Below are 15961 nucleotides of genomic sequence, written 5' to 3'. Positions count from 1 at the left end.
CGCTCGCCGGACCGTCGCTCGCCGGACCGTCGCTCGCCGGACCGTCGCTCGCCGGACCGTCGCTCGCCGGACCGTCGCTCGCCGGACCGTCGCTCACCGGACCGTCGCTCACCGGACCGTTGCCCGCCGGAGCGGGAGCGCGGAAGGCGGCCCGGAAGCGGAGCGGGGCCGGCGGGCGGGGGACCGGGTCGTCCTCCAGGCGGCGCAGCCGCTCGTGGGCGTTGCGCACGCGGGTGGCCACCGAGCTCTGGACGCGGCCCGCGTTGCGGTCGTAGGCCATCTTGTTGTTGTCCCTCATGGCCCGCCCGGCCGCCACGCGGTGAGCGGTGGTGGCGGCGTGCTCGCGCACCTGCCGGACCTCCTCGCACCAGGCCGCGTACGCCTGCTCCCACCGCGCCCGCGCCGCCGCCTTGGCGGCCAGGTAGCCGCTGTAGCCGCCGCCGAACCGGGTGACGGCCCCCTCCTCGACCTCCAGGACGGCGGTGGCCACCCGGTCGAGGAAGACCCGGTCGTGGGAGACCACGACCACGGGCCCCCGGTGACCGCGCAGCCGCTCTTCGAGCCAGGTCAGCGCCGGCTCGTCGAGGTGGTTGGTCGGCTCGTCGAGCAGCAGCGTGGCGGGGTCGGCGGCCAGCACGCAGGCCAGGCCCAGCCGGGCGCGCTCGCCGCCCGACAGGCTCGACAGCACCCGGTCACGGGCGACGTGCGCCAGGCCGAGGCCGTGGAGGGCCTTGTCGATGCGCGCGTCGGCCGTGTAGCCGCCGCGGGCCTCGTAGGCGGTCAGCAGCTCGCCGTATTCGCCCATGACGTCGTCGGTGAGCGCCGACTCCAGCTCGCGCAGCCTCCGCTCCATGGCCCGCAGACCGGCGAGCGCGTGGTCGACCGCCTGCTGGACGGTGTGACCGGGCGGCAGGCCGAGCGTCTGGCCGAGATGGCCGACATCGCCGGTGACGCCGGTGACGCCCGTGACGCCGGTGATGGTGATCTCGCCGTCGTCCGGCTGTTCGACGCCGGCCAGCAGCCGGAGCAGGGTGGACTTGCCTGAGCCGTTCTCGCCGACGACGGCCAGGCGCTCGCCGGGGCCCACGGACAGGGACACATCGGTGAGCACGACGCGGTCGCCGTACGACTTGCCGAGCCTTCGGACGTTGATCAGGATGGAACTCCAATCGCAACTGTTGTAGCTTTAGTCTGGCACAGGCGAAGCCGCAAACGCAACTGGAGTAGGTTTTGGAACCGAGCAGACGTCCTGGAGGGCGCAGCGCGCGAGTTCGCGACGCCGTGCGCCAGGCGACCCTGGCCGAGCTGGCGGCCCATGGCTTCCGTGGCCTGACGGTCGAGAACGTGGCCGAGCGGTCGGGCGTGCACAAGACCACCGTCTACCGGCGGTGGGGCAACGTGGAGGGCCTCATCTCCGACGCCCTGGAGCTGGCCAAGGACGAGCCGTGGCCGATCCCCGACACCGGCTGCGTCGAGGGCGACCTGCGGGCGGTCGTCCAGCTCGTCCGCGGCGGGTTCGCCGACCCGGAGCTGGGGCCGGTGTCGTCGGCGTTCGTGGCGGCGGCCGTCCAGAGCCCGGAGGCGGCGCGGGCCCTGCACGCGTTCTTCGCCGCCCGGCACGACCAGTCGGCCGAGGTGGTGCGGCGCGCGATCGCCCGTGGCGAGCTGCCCGACGTCGTCGACGTCCGGGAGGTGATCAGGGTGGCCGTCGCCCCGGTCTACTACCGGCTGTTCGTCGCGCACGAGCCGGTGAGCGAGCGGGACGCCGACCGCGCCGCCGACGCCGCCCTGGCCGCCGCCCGCGCCGGGATCCTCTGAGAACCCCGATCAGAGCGGCGACCGCAAGAAGCGACCGACGGAAGCGGCACCGCGAGGAGGCAGCCGCGAACAGGCGGCCGACGCAAGCGGCCGCGCAGAGGCCGCCCGTGCGGGCGGCCGCCCGGGAGAGGCAGCCGCGAAGAGGCGGCCGCCCGGGAGAGGCAGCCGCGAAGAGGCGGCCGCGGGCTGGTCAGTGGCGGCGGGGGCGGAGCCGGTCGAGGAAACGCCGGGCCTTCTCCTGGTTCTGCGGGTCTCGGGCCATGCGCTTGGCCTTCTCGACGGTCTGCCTGCCTTCAGGGCTGCGCAGGTACGCGCGCACCCGGTCCATGAGCTTCGCCATGCACACCCCCTACCCCGATGGCCGCCGGGAACGCGGGACCGGCCGTCTAGGGCTCCTCCTTCTGCCCCCGCAGCTCGAAGTCGTCGAACGTCATCTTCAGCGACGACTCGCTGTCCTTGGGCGTACGCGCGAACAGCCCGATGTACCCGTTGCCGAGCCCGTTGGGGTCGTCGGCCTGCTGCACCCGTTTGTCGTTCACCCACATCGTCAGCCGCACCCCGGTGCCGCGCTGCTCGCACGAGGCCACGATGCGTATCCGGCCCTCCGGCTTGGCCACCTTGGCGGGCTGGGTCAGCGTGCCGCCCGCGCCGTCGTACACGCGGCGGATCCGCGCGTTCCCCTCGGTGTCGAGGCCGAACTCGTAGTAGGTGTCGTCGTCGTCGGAGTTGTGGCAGTAGATGCCGTACTCGCCGCTGCCGGCGTACTCCCGGATCTCGGCGGTGACGCCGACGACCACCGACGACGGCAACATCGGCGTGGGCGTGGCCGAGGGGTCGGGGGTGTTCGTGGGCGTGGCGACGAGGAAGGGGATGGGGGCCTTCGCCCACTGCTCCTCGCGGCCGTCCTCCACGTCCAGCCCGTACGTGCCGTCCGTGCGGTAGCCCTTGCTGCCCGTGGTGTCGGGGTCGTACGTGCCGAGCCAGCCGCCGGAGGTCTGCGTGAAGTCCTCGCGGTACAGGACGCCCAGGTCGTCGGGCGGCCCGCTCGGAGTGAGCACGGCCCAGGCCGTCGCCGCGGCGGCCACCAGCACCGCCGCGGCGGCCGCGCCGATCCCGAGCAGCCTGCCGCGCCGCTTCGCCGCCGTGTCGGCCGCCGTGTCGGCCGCCGTGTTGGCCGCCGTGTTGGCCGCCGTGTCGGCCGCCGTGTCGGCCGCCGTGTTGGCCGCCGTGTTGGCCGCCGTGTTGGCCGCGGTGTCGGCCGCAGTGGGCGCGGCCTCGGTGAACGGGGTGGTGGCGTGCTGCCAGGCCACCTGCACGGTGTGCGCCGCCTGCTCGGGCGCCGCCGAGCGGCCCACGAGGTGGTCGAGGAGCTGCTGCGCGGTGGGCCGCACGGCGGGGTCCTTGCGTAGCGCGGCCGCGACCAGCTCGCGCAGGCCGGGATCGACGTCGTCGAGGCGGGGCTCGGTGTTGAGCACCTGGTAGACGATGGAGGGCAGCGTGTCGCCGCCGAACGGCGCCCGCCCGCTCGCCGCGTACGCGATCAGGCAGCCCCACGAGAACACGTCGCAGGCGGGCGAGACCGGCTCGCCGCGCAGCACCTCGGGGGCCATGTACCGGGGCGTGCCGACCAGCTCGCCGGTGCCGGTGACGCCGCCCAGCGTGTCGAGCGCCCGCGCGATGCCGAAGTCGATCACGCGCGGCCCGACGGGGGACAGCAGCACGTTCGACGGCTTGAGGTCGCGGTGGACCACCCCGGCGCCGTGGATGGCGGTCAGCGCGGTGGCCACGCTGACGGCCAGCGCGTCGAGGCTGGAGCCGCGCAGCGGCCCCGACTGGCGTACGGCCTCCTCCAGATTGGGGCCCGGCACGTACTCGGTGACCACGTAGAGCAGGTCGCCGTCGAGCGCGGCCTCGATCACCGCGGCGGTGCAGAACCTGCGGACGCGGCGAGCGGCGTCGGCCTCCCGGCGGAAGCGCATCCGGAACTGCTCGTGCTGACTGAGCTCCGGATTGATCACCTTGATGGCGACCCGCTGCCCAGTGGGATCCTCGGCGAGGTGGACCGTGCCCATGCCGCCCCGCCCGAGCACGCTCAGCAGCCGGTAGCGCCCGATCTGGGATATATCACCGCTCACGGCGGCCCAGCTTACCGATCGCGGCTATCCGCCGCAGGACGCGCACGCGATGCGCGTGCGCCGCGCGTACGACCAGGCCGCCACGGCCATCCCGGCGCCCCACACCACGTACCCGGGCACGGCCACCCAGAAGAACGCCTCGGGCAGATCGCCCCCGGAGAACGGCACGCCCCCGCTGAGCCGTTCGGCGGCCATCTGCCCCAGCGCCACCCCGAAGTAGGCCAGCAGCCCGCCGGACACCCCCACTCCCGGCCACAACACCAGCCGGCGCGGCACCGGACGCCCGGCCAGCCACGGCACCCATCCCGGCCACACCCGCCCGAACCGGTGGACGAGCGCCAGCGGCAGCAGCGTCCCGGCGAGCAGGAACTCGACCTCGAACGCCACCGCCCCGGCACGGTACGGCACGACGTCGAACCCCACGGCCGCCTGCGCCGCGATCCGCGCCAGGCAGCCGGCCACGGAGACGTAGGCTGCCGCGAAGGCCCACCCCGGCGTACGCGCGAGCACCCGGGACGAACGCCGCCCGCACGCCCCGCACGCCCCCGCGGCCCGCCGCCGGTAGGCCGCGGCGGACCGCCAGAGCAGCACCCCCGAGCCCACGCAGGCCGCCTTGCTGAGCGCCCCCGCCCACGAGAACGGCATGCCGAGCCCCGGGACGACCACCGACACCACGTCGAGCAGCAGCAGCGCCCCCGACACGATGAGCGCGCCGCCCACCGCCCACGCCAGCGCGGGCGGCGCCCATCCCAGCGGGCCGTCCGGGCGCGCGGCCATCAGGACGACCAGCGCCGCCGCGGCCGCCGCGCACAGGCCCACCGCGGCCCAGCCGGTGAACACGATCAGGTCGGACCCGATCGGCGACATCCGCTCCGGCATGTGGCCGAGCTCCCAGTAGACGCGCAGGCCGCCGTAGAGGACGACCAGCGCCAGCGCGACGGCGGGCGTCCTGACAATTCTCACGTCGGGGCTCATGCAGGAGATCCTGCCGACGCCCGCGGGCCCGTCCCTCCCCTGCGGGAGGCGGGTTCATCCCCCGTGCGGGGGAGCGCCGCGCAGCCCGGCCCGCACCTGGGCCAGCCCGCGCGCGGGGTCCACCACCAGCACGCGGCAGCCCGCGGCGGTGGCCGCGGCCACGCCCGCCGGGCTGTCCTCGACGGCCACGCACCGCGCCGGGGCCACCCGCAGCCTGCGGGCCGCCTCCAGGTACGGGTCCGGGTGCGGTTTGCCCCGGGCGGTGTCCTCGTCGGCGATCACCAGGTCGAACGCGTGCCCGAGCCGGGGCAGCACCAGCTCCACGATGCTGCGGGGGGAGGCGGTCACCAGCGCGGTGGGGACGTCCGCCGCGGCCAGCTCGGCCAGCAGCTCCGGCGCCCCCGGCACGACCGTCAGCCCGGTCCTGACGCGCTCGGCGAACGCCTCGGTGAGCGCGCCCGCGACCCCCTCCGCGCTCACTCCGCCGCTCATCCTGCCGCTCATCCCGCCGGCCCCGTCCACCAGGTACGCGGCCGTGTCGCCCACCGTGCGGCCCGTCACGTGCGGCGCGTCGGCGGCCGTCAGCGCGCGGCCCAGCAACCGGGCCACCGACGCCGCGGCCTGCCACCAGAGCCCTTCGGTGTCCACCAGCGTGCCGTCCATGTCGAACAGGACCGCGTCCGGCATGCCGTCCGAAGAGGACGGGACCGCGTCCGGCATGCCGTCCGAAGAGGACGGGACCGCGTCGGGCACGATCGCGTCGGCCGGCCTGTCAGGCATCGGCCGACAACACCGGCGCGGGCGCCGTCACCGTACGGGCGGCCACCAGCACCGGACGCTCCACCAGCCGGACCGTGACGCGGGCCCCCGCCCCCAGCCGGGCCGCCTCGTGCCCCGGCACGTCGGCCAGCACCTCGCCGCCCTCCAGCGACAGCCGCAGCCGCACCGAGGCGCCCCGGAAGGACGCGGCCAGCACCTCGGCGCGGCCGTCCGGGTCGGGCGTGACCCGGACGGCCTCGGGCCGGATCAGCACGTCCACGTCGGGCTCGGCGGGCGCCGGGCCGTCCACGGGAAGGAGCTGGCCGAGCACGGTGACGCCGTCCCCGGACAGCCGCCCGGCCAGGTGGTTCATGGCCCCGACGAACTCGGCGACGAACGGCGTGGCCGGCCAGTCGTAGACCTCGGCGGGCGGCCCGCACTGCTCCAGCCGTCCCTCGCGCAGCACCGCGACCCGGTCGGCGATCGACAGGGCCTCCTCCTGGTCGTGGGTGACGAAGACGGTGGTGATGCCGAGGTCGAGCTGCAACCGGCGGATCTCCTCGCGCAGCGTCACCCGCACCTTGGCGTCGAGCGCCGACAGCGGCTCGTCGAGCAGCAGCACGCGCGGTTCGAGCGCGAGCGCGCGGGCCAGGGCGACGCGCTGCTGCTGGCCGCCGGAGAGCTGGTGCGGGAAACGGTCGGCGTGCGCGGGGAGGCCGACGAGTTCGAGCAGCTCGGCGGCCCTGGCGTGCCGGACGGCCGCGGGCGCCTTGCGCACGCGCAGGCCGAAGGCCACGTTGTCGCGGGCGTTGAGGTTGGGGAAGAGCGAGTAGGACTGGAAGACCATCCCGGCGTCGCGCTTGTTGGCGGGCACGTTCGTGATGTCCTTGCCGTCCAGCAGCACCGCGCCGGAGTCGGGCCGCTCGAACCCGGCCACGCAGCGCAGCGCCGTCGTCTTGCCGCAGCCCGACGGCCCCAGCAGGGCGACGAACTCGCCGGGGGCGATGGTCAGGTCGAACCCGTCGAGCGCGACCGTCCTGCCGAAGACCCGGCGCAGCCCGCGGAACTCCACCGCAGCGGTCATGATTTCTTCCTTCCACTGAAGACGGTGGAGACGGCGAGCAGCAACGCCCAGATGAGCAGCAGGCTGAGGATGGAGACCGCGACGGACAGCTGCCCCTTGGAGCCGGAGACGGTCACGATCCAGACCGCGAACGGCTCGTAGCCGAGCAGGCTGGCCACCGTGTACTCGCCCAGCACCAGCGCGAGCGTCAGGAACGACGCGCTGGCCAGGGCCGAGCGCAGGTTCGGCACCACGACCCGCAGCAGCACGTGCGGCCAGGACGCGCCCAGGTTCCGGGCGGCCTCGACCAGCGTGCGCACGTCCATGGTGCGCAGCCCGGCGTCCAGCGAGCGGTAGACGAACGGCAGCACCAGCACGACGTACGCGAGCACGAGCACGACGGGGAACCCCGGGTCCTGGATCGCGATCAGCGTGCCCCAGAACGGCGTCGGCGCCAGGATGTCGGCCCCGTCCCGCAACGACGTCGTCAGCCCGGCCACGAACGTGATCGGCGGCACCACCAGCGGCAGCGTGCACAGCACCTCCATCACCGGCCGCAGCCGCGGCGCGAACAGCCGTACGGCCAGCATCGCCGGCAGCGCCAGCAGCAGGACCAGCACGATCGTCGCGGCGGCCAGCGACAGCGACAGCAGCAACGAGCGCGCGAAGCCCTCGGCCGTCAGCAGCTCGCCGTAGGCGGAGAACGACACCCCGGTGGCCGGGTTGTGCACCGTGTACCAGAGCGAGGCGCCGAGCGGGATCAGGAAGTAGGCCGCGGCCAGGGCGAACACCAGGCCGCGCCACCAGCGGGGCCGGGCGGGCGGTTTCGCCGCCGCCGCGGCGACGGGCTCCAGCCCGGTCAGCGCAGCCATCGGGAGCTCCTCCTCTGCAGCGGCAGGTAGATCGCCATCACCAGCCCGGCCACCACGATCATGTCCAGGCTGAGCGCCAGCGCGATGTTCTCGTAGCCGACCAGCACGTCACCGGTCAGCGCGCTGGCGATCTTCAGGGTGACCAGCGGCACGACGGTGCCCACCATGGCGTTGGCGGTCGCGTACGCCGAGAACGCCGACCCGAACAGCAGCACCACCCCGCCCAGCATCGCGGGCGCGAGCACCGGCAGCGCGACGAAGCGCCAGTAGTGCCAGGCGGTCGCGCCGCTGTTGGCGGCGGCCTCGCGCCACTGGGGCTTCAGCCCGTCCAGCGCGGGCGCCATGACCAGCACCATCAGCGGGATCGCGAAGTACAGGTAGACGATCACCAGCCCCCAGAACGTGTACAACGACCCCGAGGGCAGCCCCACCAGGCCGCTGATCACGCCCGAGTTGCCCAGCGTGGCGATCCAGAAGAACGCCAGCGGCACCCCGCCGAAGTTGGCCAGCACGCCAGAGGCGGTCAGCACGGCCTCGCGCAGCAGCGTGAAGCGCGAGGTCACCACGGCGTAGGCGAGGAACGTGCCGAGGACGGCCCCGGCCAGCGCCACCACGGCCGACAGCTTGACGCTCCCGGCCATGGCGACGAGGTAGCCGCCCTGGAGGCTCTGCGCGAGGTTGGCCAGGCTCGGCCGTCCCTGGACGGTGAAGGCCCCCGCGACCAGCGCGACCGCCGGGACCCCGAAGACGAGGGCGAAGAAGGCCAGCAGGGGCAGGGCGCCGGCCCAGCCCCTGGAACGCGGGCGGGTCATCCCGAGATCGCGGCGTCCCAGCCGCTGGCCAGCTTGGCCTTGGCCGCGTCGACCTGCTCGGGCGTGGGGAACTCGGGCGTGCCCTCGACCTGGGGCAGCTTCGCGGCCAGCGCCTTGTCCACCGTGCCGTCGGAGGTCATGGACGGCAGCAGCACCGGACGGGCGAAGCCCTTGAGGTAGAGGTTCTGGCCCTCGGCGCTGTAGAGGTACTCCTGCCACAGCCTGGCCGCCGCCGGGTGCGGGGCGTCCTTGTTGACGGCCTGGGCGTACATCTGGAAGTACTTGCCGTCGGTCGGCACGTTCACCTTCCAGTCGAGGCCCTTGGCGGCCATCTGGGGGGCGTAGGCGGCGTTGTTGTAGTCCCAGTCGATGCTGATCTGGGTCTCGCCCTTCTCGATGGTCGCCGGGGTCGTCTCGACCGGGTTGTAGTTGCCGGCGTCCTTGAGCTTCTTGAAGAAGTCGATGCCGGGCTGGATGTCGTCGAAGGAGCCGCCGTTCGCGATCGCGGCGGCGTACACGCCGGCGAAGGCCGAGCCGGACTTGGTCGGGTTGCCGTTCATCGCGACCTTGCCCTTGTACTCGGGCTTGAGCAGGTCGGCGTAGCTGGTCGGGCAGTTGGCGATCTTCTTGGCGTCGCAGCCGATCGAGACGTAGCCGCCGTAGTCGTTGGTCCAGAGCCCGGTCGGCTCCTTCTGCCCCTCGGGGATCTTGTCGAACGACTGCACCTTGTACGGCGCGAACAGCCCTTCCTTGGCGCCGCTGATCGCGAACGACTGGCCGAGGTCGAGCACGTCGGGGGCGCGGTCCTGGCCCTTGCGGGTCTTGACGGCGTTGATCTCGTCCGCGCTGGCCGCGTCGGGCGTCTCGCTCTCGATCTTGATGCCGTACTTGGCCTCGAACGACTTGATGATCTCGCCGTAGTTGGCCCAGTCGGGCGGGAGCGCGATGACGTGGAGGTTGCCCTCCTTCTTGGCGGCCTCGACGAGCTTGTCGAAGCCGCCGAAGTCGGCGGCGGAGGCGGCGGTCGCCGCGTTCGCCCCGCCTTCGGCCGTCTTGGTGGTCTGCTGGCTGCTCGGGGCGGCGCCACACGCCGCGGTGACAACGGTAAGGGCCGCGATGACGCCGGCCGTACGGGCGCGAGGTGTGAACACGTCGCCTCCACTCTCCGGGGGGTGTGGAAAGAACCTAAGGGAACTTGTACAAACAAGCGAGCACCAGTAAGTCGCATAAACATTGCTCTTTCGTGAATGGAGAAGGTCGCGAATGGTTGCGCGCTATGAACGGATAGCCGCTGAGCTGCGTGATGACATCCTGGCGGGCGCGTACCCGGTCGGCTCCCAGCTCCCGAGCGAGGCCGAGCTGGCCACCCGGCACCGTGCGGCGCGCGGGACCGTGCGGCAGGCGGTGGCCGTGCTGGTCGCCGAGGGGCTGGTGGGGTCGAGGCAGGGCGCCAGGCGCATCGTGCTCGGCAACGCGCGCAGCCAGAGCTTCGCCGAGCTGCACAGCTTCGCCCAGTGGGCCAGGGCCAACGGCTACCGCATCGGCGGCCAGGTGATCTCCCAGCGCCGCCGGGCCGCCACCGCGCCCGAGTCCGCCAGGTTCGGCGGGGGCGAGGTGCTGGAGGTGCTGCGGCTGCGCTCGCTGGAGGGCGAGCCCGTCCTGGTCGAGCGGACCGTCTACGCCGAGTGGGTGGCCTCCGCCGTCGAGGCGCTGCCCGCCGACTGCGCGTCCGTCACCGAGGCCCTGTACGAGTCCGTCGGCCTGATCTTCGCCTACGGCGAGCACCTCATCGACGCCGTGCCCGCCGGCGCGGGGGACGCCCGGCTGCTGGGCGTGCGGCGCGGCAGTCCGCTCCTGCGCCAGCGTCGCGTCACCACCACGCACGAGGGCCGCCCGGTGGAGTCCTCCGACGACCGCTACCGGGCGGGCAGCGTCACCTTCAGCATCCGCAACTCGATCGGCGCCAACCCCCTGACGCGGCGGGCGGGCGACTTGCGCTTCGGGCCGTAAGAACATATGTTCGATACATAAGCGCCCGTCTTCCCCCGGGTGGCTCAGCAAAGGAACCAGAGCCGCGGGGAGAAGCGTCTTGAGCAGACTCTATGGCGATCCGATAGAGGTGTGGACCAGAGACGGCGAGCCGACCCAGTTCGTCTGGCGCGACCGGCTCTACCTCGTCCGCAACGTGCTCGACCACTGGGTCGTGGCGCGCGAGTGGTGGAAGACCGGCGAGGGCGACCCCGGCGAGCGCCGCTTCTGGCGGGTGGAGGCGAGCCCGGGGCGCGAGGTCGGCTCGTACGAGCTGCGCTACGACACCGCCGGCGACGGCTGGCTGCTGCTGCGGGCGTGGGACTGATGGCGCCCCCGTTCCCGCACCTCGACGTGGCCTCGGCCTACTCCATGAGGTACGGCACCGCCTTCCCGCACGCCCTGGTGGAACGGGCCGTCGAACACGGCATGGACATCCTCGCGCTGACCGACCGCGACGGGCTCTACGGCGCGGTCAAGCACGTCCAGGCGTGCGCGGACGCCGGGATCGCCCCCGTGGTCGGCGTGAACCTGGCGCTCGACGTCCCGGCCGTCCCGGCGGCGCCCGGCATGCGCGCGCCGCGGCCCAGGACCGGGCCGGACGCCGAGGACCGGGTCACCGTGCTGGCCCGCTCCGGCGGCTGGTCGCGGCTGTGCCGCCTGGTCACCGCCGCGCACGCCGCCGGCGAGCGCGGCGCGCCCAAGGTGACCCGCGAGCTGGTCGGCGCCTGGGCCGGGCCGGCGGGCGGCGACCACGGGTTCGGCGCCGAGGACGGGCTCGTGGTGCTGCTCGGGCCGCGCTCCGACGTCGGCCGGGCGATCGCCGAACGCCGCGACGAGCAGGCCAGGACGCTGCTCGGCCGGTGGCGCGCCGCCGTCCCCGGCGTGGTGATCGAACTGGTCGACCAGTACGGCTTCCGCGACGCCACCACGGCCGTCCGCATGCTCGGCCTGGCCGAGTCCGCCGGCGTGCCGGCCGTGCTGACCAACGCCGCCCGCTACCTCGACCCGGCCGACCACCAGGTCGGCGACGTGCTCGACGCGGCCCGCCGGCTCGTCCCGCTGCACCCCAGGCACCTGGAGAGCACCACCTCGCACGCCTACCTCAAGAGCACCAAGGAGATGTGGCAGGTGGCGGCCAAGGTCTGCGGCGCCGACCGGGAGCGGGTGGCCCGGCTGCTGTCCACCACCAGGCGCCTGGCCGAGGCGTGCTCGATGGACCCGCTGCGGCTGCTCGCGCTCAGGAACGACCCGCCCGACCTCAACCTGCCCGAGGTCGGCCGCGACCCGGTGCCGTTGCTGCGCAACCGCGTCGAGGACGGCCTGGTCAGGCGCGGCCTCGACCGTTCGGCGGAGGCCAGGGAACGCCTGCGGGCCGAGCTGGACGTCATCGAGCGCAAGCGCCTGTCGGGGTACTTCATCGCCGTGGCCGGCATCACCGACATGATCCGCGGCATGGACATCCGCTGCGCCATCCGCGGCTCGGGCGCCGGCAGCCTGGTCAACTACCTCATCGGCATCGGCGAGGTGAACCCGCTCGAACACGGCCTGCTCATGGAGCGTTTCCTGTCGGAGGGCCGCGTCGGCCTGCCCGACATCGACGTGGACGTGGAGTCGGCCCGCCGGCTCGACTGCTACAAGGCCATCTTCGAACGCTACGGCGAGGCCCGCGTGGCCTGCGTGTCCATGATGGAGACCTACCGCGCGCGCAGCGCCATCAGGGACGTCGCCGGCGCGATGGGCCTGCCGCCGCACGAGATCGACGCCATCGCCAAGGCGTTCCCGCACATCAGGGCCAGGCAGATCACCGCGTCCCTGGCCGACCTGCCCGAGCTGCGCGAGAGCCGGCTCGGCGAGGCCGGGCTCGACCGGGTGTTCCGGCTGGCCGAGAAGCTCGACGGCCTGCCCAGGCACATCGCGCTGCACCCGTGCGGCGTGCTGGTCGGCAACTCGGGCCTGCGCGACAGGACGCCGGTGGAACGCAGCCTGCTGGAGTTCCCGATGTCCCAGTTCGACAAGGACGACGTGGAGGAGGCCGGCCTGCTCAAGCTGGACGTGCTGGGCGTGCGGATGCAGTCGGCCATGGCGTACACGCTGAGCGAGATCAAACGCGTGGACGACATCGAGGTCAGGCTGGACGAGCAGGCCGGCGACGACCCCGGCGTCGAGTACGTCCCGCACGACGACCAGGAGACCTACGACATGATCTGCGCCGGCCGCACGCTCGGCTGCTTCCAGATCGAGTCGCCGGGCCAGCGGGAGCTGGTGGCCAAGCTGGAGCCGCGCCGGATGCACGACCTGATCGTGGACATCTCCCTGTTCCGGCCGGGGCCGGTCAACTCCGACATGGTCACCCCCTACCTGGAGGCCAGGCACGGGTGGCGGCAGCCGTACTACCCGCACGCCCGGTTGCGCGAGGCGCTGAAGGAGACGCACGGCGTGGTCGTCTTCCACGAGCAGGTACTGAAGATCATCTCGGTGATGACGGGACGCGACCTGTCCTTCGCCGAGACCCTGCGGCGCACCCTCGGCACGCCGGAGGGCCGGGAGCGGGTGCGCAAGGCGTTCGTGCCGCTGGCCAGGGCCAACGGGTTCGGCGACGCGGCGGTGGAGCGGGCCTGGAAGGTGCTCGACGCGTTCGGCGCCTTCGGGTTCTGCAAGGCGCACGCGGCGGCGTTCGCGCTGCCCACCTACCAGTCGGCCTGGCTCAAGCGGCACCACGCGGCGGCGTTCTTCGCCGGGGTGCTCACCCACGAGCCCGGCATGTACCCGCCGCGCGTCATCATCGACGAGGCCCGGCAGTGCGGGGTCGAGATCCTGCCGCTCGACGTCAACGGGTCCGGCAAGGACTGGCGGGTGGAGCGGCTCGGCCCGCGCCCGCCGCTGCGGCTCCGGGTGAGCCCGTCGGAGCTGGGGGAGGAGCGGCGTCCGGTGCGGCAGGAGTTCAGGATCGGGGAGATCGGCCGCGGTTACGCGCTGCGGGTGCCGTTCTCGGCGATCAAGGGGGTGAGCGAGGCCGAGGTCGAACGCATGGTGGCCGGGCAGCCGTACACGTCGCTGGCCGACTTCTGGGACCGGGCCAGGCCCTCGCGCCCGACCATCGAGCGCATCGTCCAGGTCGGCGGCCTCGACGCGCTGCACGGCCTGCGTCCCGGCGGCCCCCGCTGGCGTCCGGGCGAGCTGACCCGGCGCGACCTGATCGCCCAGGTGGGGGCGCTGGAGCGGGCGTCGTCGATCGGCGTGCGCTCGGCCGCGCCCCGGTCCAGGCGCTACACCGCGGCGCCGCCGCGTCCCCGGGCCGAGCCGCCGTCCACGCAGCTGCCGCTCGGCTTCGGCGAGCACCTGCCGCCCGGTGAGCTGCCCGAGATGACGGAGACGGAGATGGTCGAGGCCGAGCTGGAGATCCTCGGCATCGACGTCAGCCGGCACGTCATCAGCTTCCACGACGAGCTGCTCGACGCGCTCGGGGTGGTGCGCTCCAAGGACCTGCTCGCCCAGCGCAACGGCGCGGAGGTGCTGGTCGCGGGGGTGAAGGTGGCCACCCAGACGCCTGCCGTGCGCTCGGGGCAGCGGGTCATCTTCACCACCCTCGACGACTCGACGGGGCCGGTCGACCTGACCTTCTTCGAGTCGGTGCAGGGCAGGTGCGCGGCGACGGTGTTCGGCTCGTGGCTCATGCTGGCCAGGGGGGTGGTCCGCCGTACGGGGGCCCGCGCGGTCTCCATGCGCGCCGTCGACTGCTGGAACCTGACCGACCTGGACGCGCTGTGGCGGGCGGAGGGCGTGGAGGCCGTCCGCGCCCTGCTCGACCGGGCCCCCGAAGAGCGGCCCGGCGTCGGCGGACGCAGGATCGAGTACGCCAACGGCTTCCGGCTCTCGCCCTACTCCGACCTCGGCCCCGCCATCGCCGCCCCGCCCCGGCAGCTCTGGCACGCCAGCCCCGGCAGCTCCGGCCCGACGGCGGCCTGACCCCGTACCCGGCCGGCGGTCGTCAGCCGGTGTGGCCGAACGGGGCCGAGCCGTGGGCGGGCCGGGTGGTCAGCCGGGTCACGACCTCGGGGCCGGGCGCGGACTCGGCGACCGCCGCGCGCAGCCGTCCGGCCACGTCGAGCCGCTGGACGCGGGTGACCTCGCGGACGGTGGCGGCGCACAGCAGGGCCGCCGCCACCGCGCCGCCCAGCTCCAGCAACCCCACCCCGGTCAGCCCGTCGGAGGCGGACTCCAGCGGGAGGCGGACCGTGACCAGCGTCAGCATGCCCAGCCAGCTCAGCCACCACGCCGTCAGCAGCACCAGCCACCGCCCGCGCCGCCCGGACGGCGGCTTGGCCCGCCGCCAGATGTCGTCGACCAGCAGCGCGGGCGCGACCAGGTTGACGACGGGGATCAGCCACGCGGCCGCGACCGGGCCGGTGGGGCTGGAACGGTCCTTCACCTGACGGGCGCGCACCAGCCAGGTCACGTAGGCGGCCCCGGCGGCGACGGAGGTGCCCGCGACCAGCATCATCAGCACCGCGAACGTCGTCACCGCCCCCACGACCGCCTCCGCCTGCGCCCCATGGGGACGGCCGCCGAACGCGGCGAGCTGGACGGCGAGATGACGGCCGCGGGACCGCTCGAAGACCACGAGGGCGCCCAGGGAGAGGACCTGCGCGGCAAGCGTCACGTATACGGCGGAAGCAGCTTTGGTTGGCGGTGCCTGGGCGTAGCGCACGATGTTCTCCCCCCGGGCCATGCGCTGAGGTTCTGACTCACTTGTATCCCGTGAGCACCGCTGTTAATCAGCTCACCACGCCGGATTCCCACGCCCAAGCTGCGATTCCCACCCGATTGCGGACACCGAGTTTCGCCTGGATGCTGCCCAGGTGCGTCTTCACCGTCGACAGCGACACGAACAGCTCGGCGGCCACCTCCTGGTTGGTGCGTCCCCTGGCCACCAGGCGCACGACGTCGAGCTCGCGCTCGGTCAGCGGGCCGTTCGGCGGCTCGGCCGCCCGCCGGGGCTGGGTCAGGTGCTGCAGCAGCCGGACGGTGACCGACGGCGACACCAGCGCGTCGCCTCCGGCGGCGGCCCTGACCGCCTCGATGAGCAGCGTGGGGCCGCTGTCCTTGAGCAGGAAGCCGGTGGCCCCGGCGCGCAGCGCGCCGTAGACGTACTCGTCGAGGTCGAAGGTGGTGACGATGACCACCCGCATCGGGTTCTCCACGCCCGGCCCGGCCAGCACGCGGGTCACCTCCAGCCCGTCGAGCTTGGGCATCCTGATGTCGAGCAGGCACACGTCCGGCCGCAGCCGCCTGGCCTCGGCCACGGCCTCGGCGCCGTCGGCCACGGCGGCCACGACCTCCATGTCCGGTTGAGCGTCCAAGATCATTTGGAAGCCGGTGCGCACCAGCTGCTGGTCGTCGGCGATGAGAACCCGAATAGTCACGGCTCAACTCTAAGGATCAGCCGTTCGGCCGAGGCCGAAATGGACGCACGGCCGATCCGCCGCCACCCCCCGC

Annotated in this window: 15 protein-coding genes; 4 read left to right on the top strand and 11 right to left on the bottom strand. The window is 73.5% G+C overall.

All coding sequences use genetic code 11. The annotated features are described in order from the left end of the window. Positions 1 to 1111 (bottom strand): ATP-binding cassette domain-containing protein (locus ACWEJ6_RS32450; RefSeq protein WP_452428742.1); only part of this gene is annotated, 1111 nt, incomplete at its 3' end. Between the two features lie 170 nt (positions 1112 to 1281). On the opposite strand from ACWEJ6_RS32450, the gene ACWEJ6_RS32445 reads away from it, so the two are divergent. Then, positions 1282 to 1818 carry a TetR/AcrR family transcriptional regulator gene (locus ACWEJ6_RS32445; RefSeq protein ID WP_387678887.1) on the top strand — a complete coding sequence of 179 codons (537 nt, stop codon included), beginning with the start codon at positions 1282 to 1284 and terminating at the stop codon, positions 1816 to 1818. Positions 1819 to 2008: 190 nt separating this feature from the next. On the opposite strand, the gene ACWEJ6_RS32440 is transcribed toward ACWEJ6_RS32445, so the two are convergent. From ACWEJ6_RS32440 to ACWEJ6_RS32405, 8 genes are read right to left on the bottom strand one after another with little or no spacing between them, the layout of a single operon-like run. Then, entirely contained in the window at positions 2009 to 2158 is a 150-nt protein-coding gene (locus ACWEJ6_RS32440; RefSeq protein WP_358294834.1) for a hypothetical protein, read from the bottom strand. A 46-nt stretch (positions 2159 to 2204) separates the two neighbouring features. Then, positions 2205 to 3953 carry a serine/threonine-protein kinase gene (locus tag ACWEJ6_RS32435; RefSeq protein WP_452428739.1) on the bottom strand — a complete coding sequence of 583 codons (1749 nt, stop codon included), beginning with the start codon at positions 3951 to 3953 and terminating at the stop codon, positions 2205 to 2207. Between the two features lie 24 nt (positions 3954 to 3977). Beyond that, positions 3978 to 4928 (bottom strand): hypothetical protein, encoded by a 951-nt coding sequence (locus ACWEJ6_RS32430; RefSeq protein WP_452428737.1) that lies wholly within the window; start codon positions 4926 to 4928, stop codon positions 3978 to 3980. Positions 4929 to 4982: 54 nt separating this feature from the next. Then, positions 4983 to 5708, bottom strand: coding sequence for an HAD family hydrolase (locus ACWEJ6_RS32425; RefSeq protein ID WP_452428735.1), 726 nt, complete (start codon positions 5706 to 5708; stop codon positions 4983 to 4985). Further along, entirely contained in the window at positions 5701 to 6771 is a 1071-nt protein-coding gene (locus tag ACWEJ6_RS32420) for an ABC transporter ATP-binding protein (RefSeq protein ID WP_452428733.1), read from the bottom strand. Before ACWEJ6_RS32420 ends, ACWEJ6_RS32425 begins: the two co-directional genes overlap by 8 nt. Then, on the bottom strand, positions 6768 to 7622 hold the full coding sequence (locus tag ACWEJ6_RS32415; protein WP_364336370.1) for an ABC transporter permease: 855 nt from the start codon (positions 7620 to 7622) through the stop codon (positions 6768 to 6770). The genes ACWEJ6_RS32420 and ACWEJ6_RS32415 overlap by 4 nt, the downstream gene beginning before the upstream one ends. Next, positions 7610 to 8434, bottom strand: a complete 825-nt coding sequence (locus ACWEJ6_RS32410; RefSeq protein ID WP_358294824.1) for an ABC transporter permease — start codon at positions 8432 to 8434, stop codon at positions 7610 to 7612. The genes ACWEJ6_RS32415 and ACWEJ6_RS32410 overlap by 13 nt, the downstream gene beginning before the upstream one ends. Then, positions 8431 to 9585, bottom strand: coding sequence for an ABC transporter substrate-binding protein (locus tag ACWEJ6_RS32405; protein ID WP_364336368.1), 1155 nt, complete (start codon positions 9583 to 9585; stop codon positions 8431 to 8433). The genes ACWEJ6_RS32410 and ACWEJ6_RS32405 overlap by 4 nt, the downstream gene beginning before the upstream one ends. A 112-nt stretch (positions 9586 to 9697) precedes the next feature. Between ACWEJ6_RS32405 and ACWEJ6_RS32400 the strand changes: the two genes are divergently transcribed. The 3 genes from ACWEJ6_RS32400 to ACWEJ6_RS32390 all read left to right on the top strand — a co-directional run bounded on the left by ACWEJ6_RS32400 (position 9698) and on the right by ACWEJ6_RS32390 (position 14431). Then, positions 9698 to 10444: a GntR family transcriptional regulator gene (locus ACWEJ6_RS32400; protein ID WP_452428730.1), complete on the top strand. Its 747-nt coding sequence runs from the start codon at positions 9698 to 9700 to the stop codon at positions 10442 to 10444. A 79-nt stretch (positions 10445 to 10523) separates the two neighbouring features. Beyond that, entirely contained in the window at positions 10524 to 10790 is a 267-nt protein-coding gene (locus ACWEJ6_RS32395) for a DUF6504 family protein (protein WP_352323492.1), read from the top strand. Continuing rightward, positions 10790 to 14431, top strand: coding sequence for a DNA polymerase III subunit alpha (locus tag ACWEJ6_RS32390; RefSeq protein ID WP_452428728.1), 3642 nt, complete (start codon positions 10790 to 10792; stop codon positions 14429 to 14431). Before ACWEJ6_RS32395 ends, ACWEJ6_RS32390 begins: the two co-directional genes overlap by 1 nt. Before the next feature lie 22 nt (positions 14432 to 14453). Here ACWEJ6_RS32390 and ACWEJ6_RS32385 read toward each other — a convergent pair whose 3' ends face one another. Both ACWEJ6_RS32385 and ACWEJ6_RS32380 read right to left on the bottom strand, forming a co-directional pair. Continuing rightward, positions 14454 to 15125: a DUF4328 domain-containing protein gene (locus ACWEJ6_RS32385; protein WP_452428726.1), complete on the bottom strand. Its 672-nt coding sequence runs from the start codon at positions 15123 to 15125 to the stop codon at positions 14454 to 14456. Positions 15126 to 15240: 115 nt separating this feature from the next. Continuing rightward, a complete protein-coding gene (locus tag ACWEJ6_RS32380; RefSeq protein ID WP_387678912.1) occupies positions 15241 to 15888 on the bottom strand; it encodes a response regulator in 648 nt (215 codons plus the stop codon). Positions 15889 to 15961: the final 73 nt, after the last annotated feature.

The sequence above is a fragment of the Nonomuraea sp. NPDC004702 genome (assembly GCF_053601695.1).
Note: the sequence above shows the minus strand (reverse complement) of the source record. Positions and strands in the feature narration are given on the sequence as shown.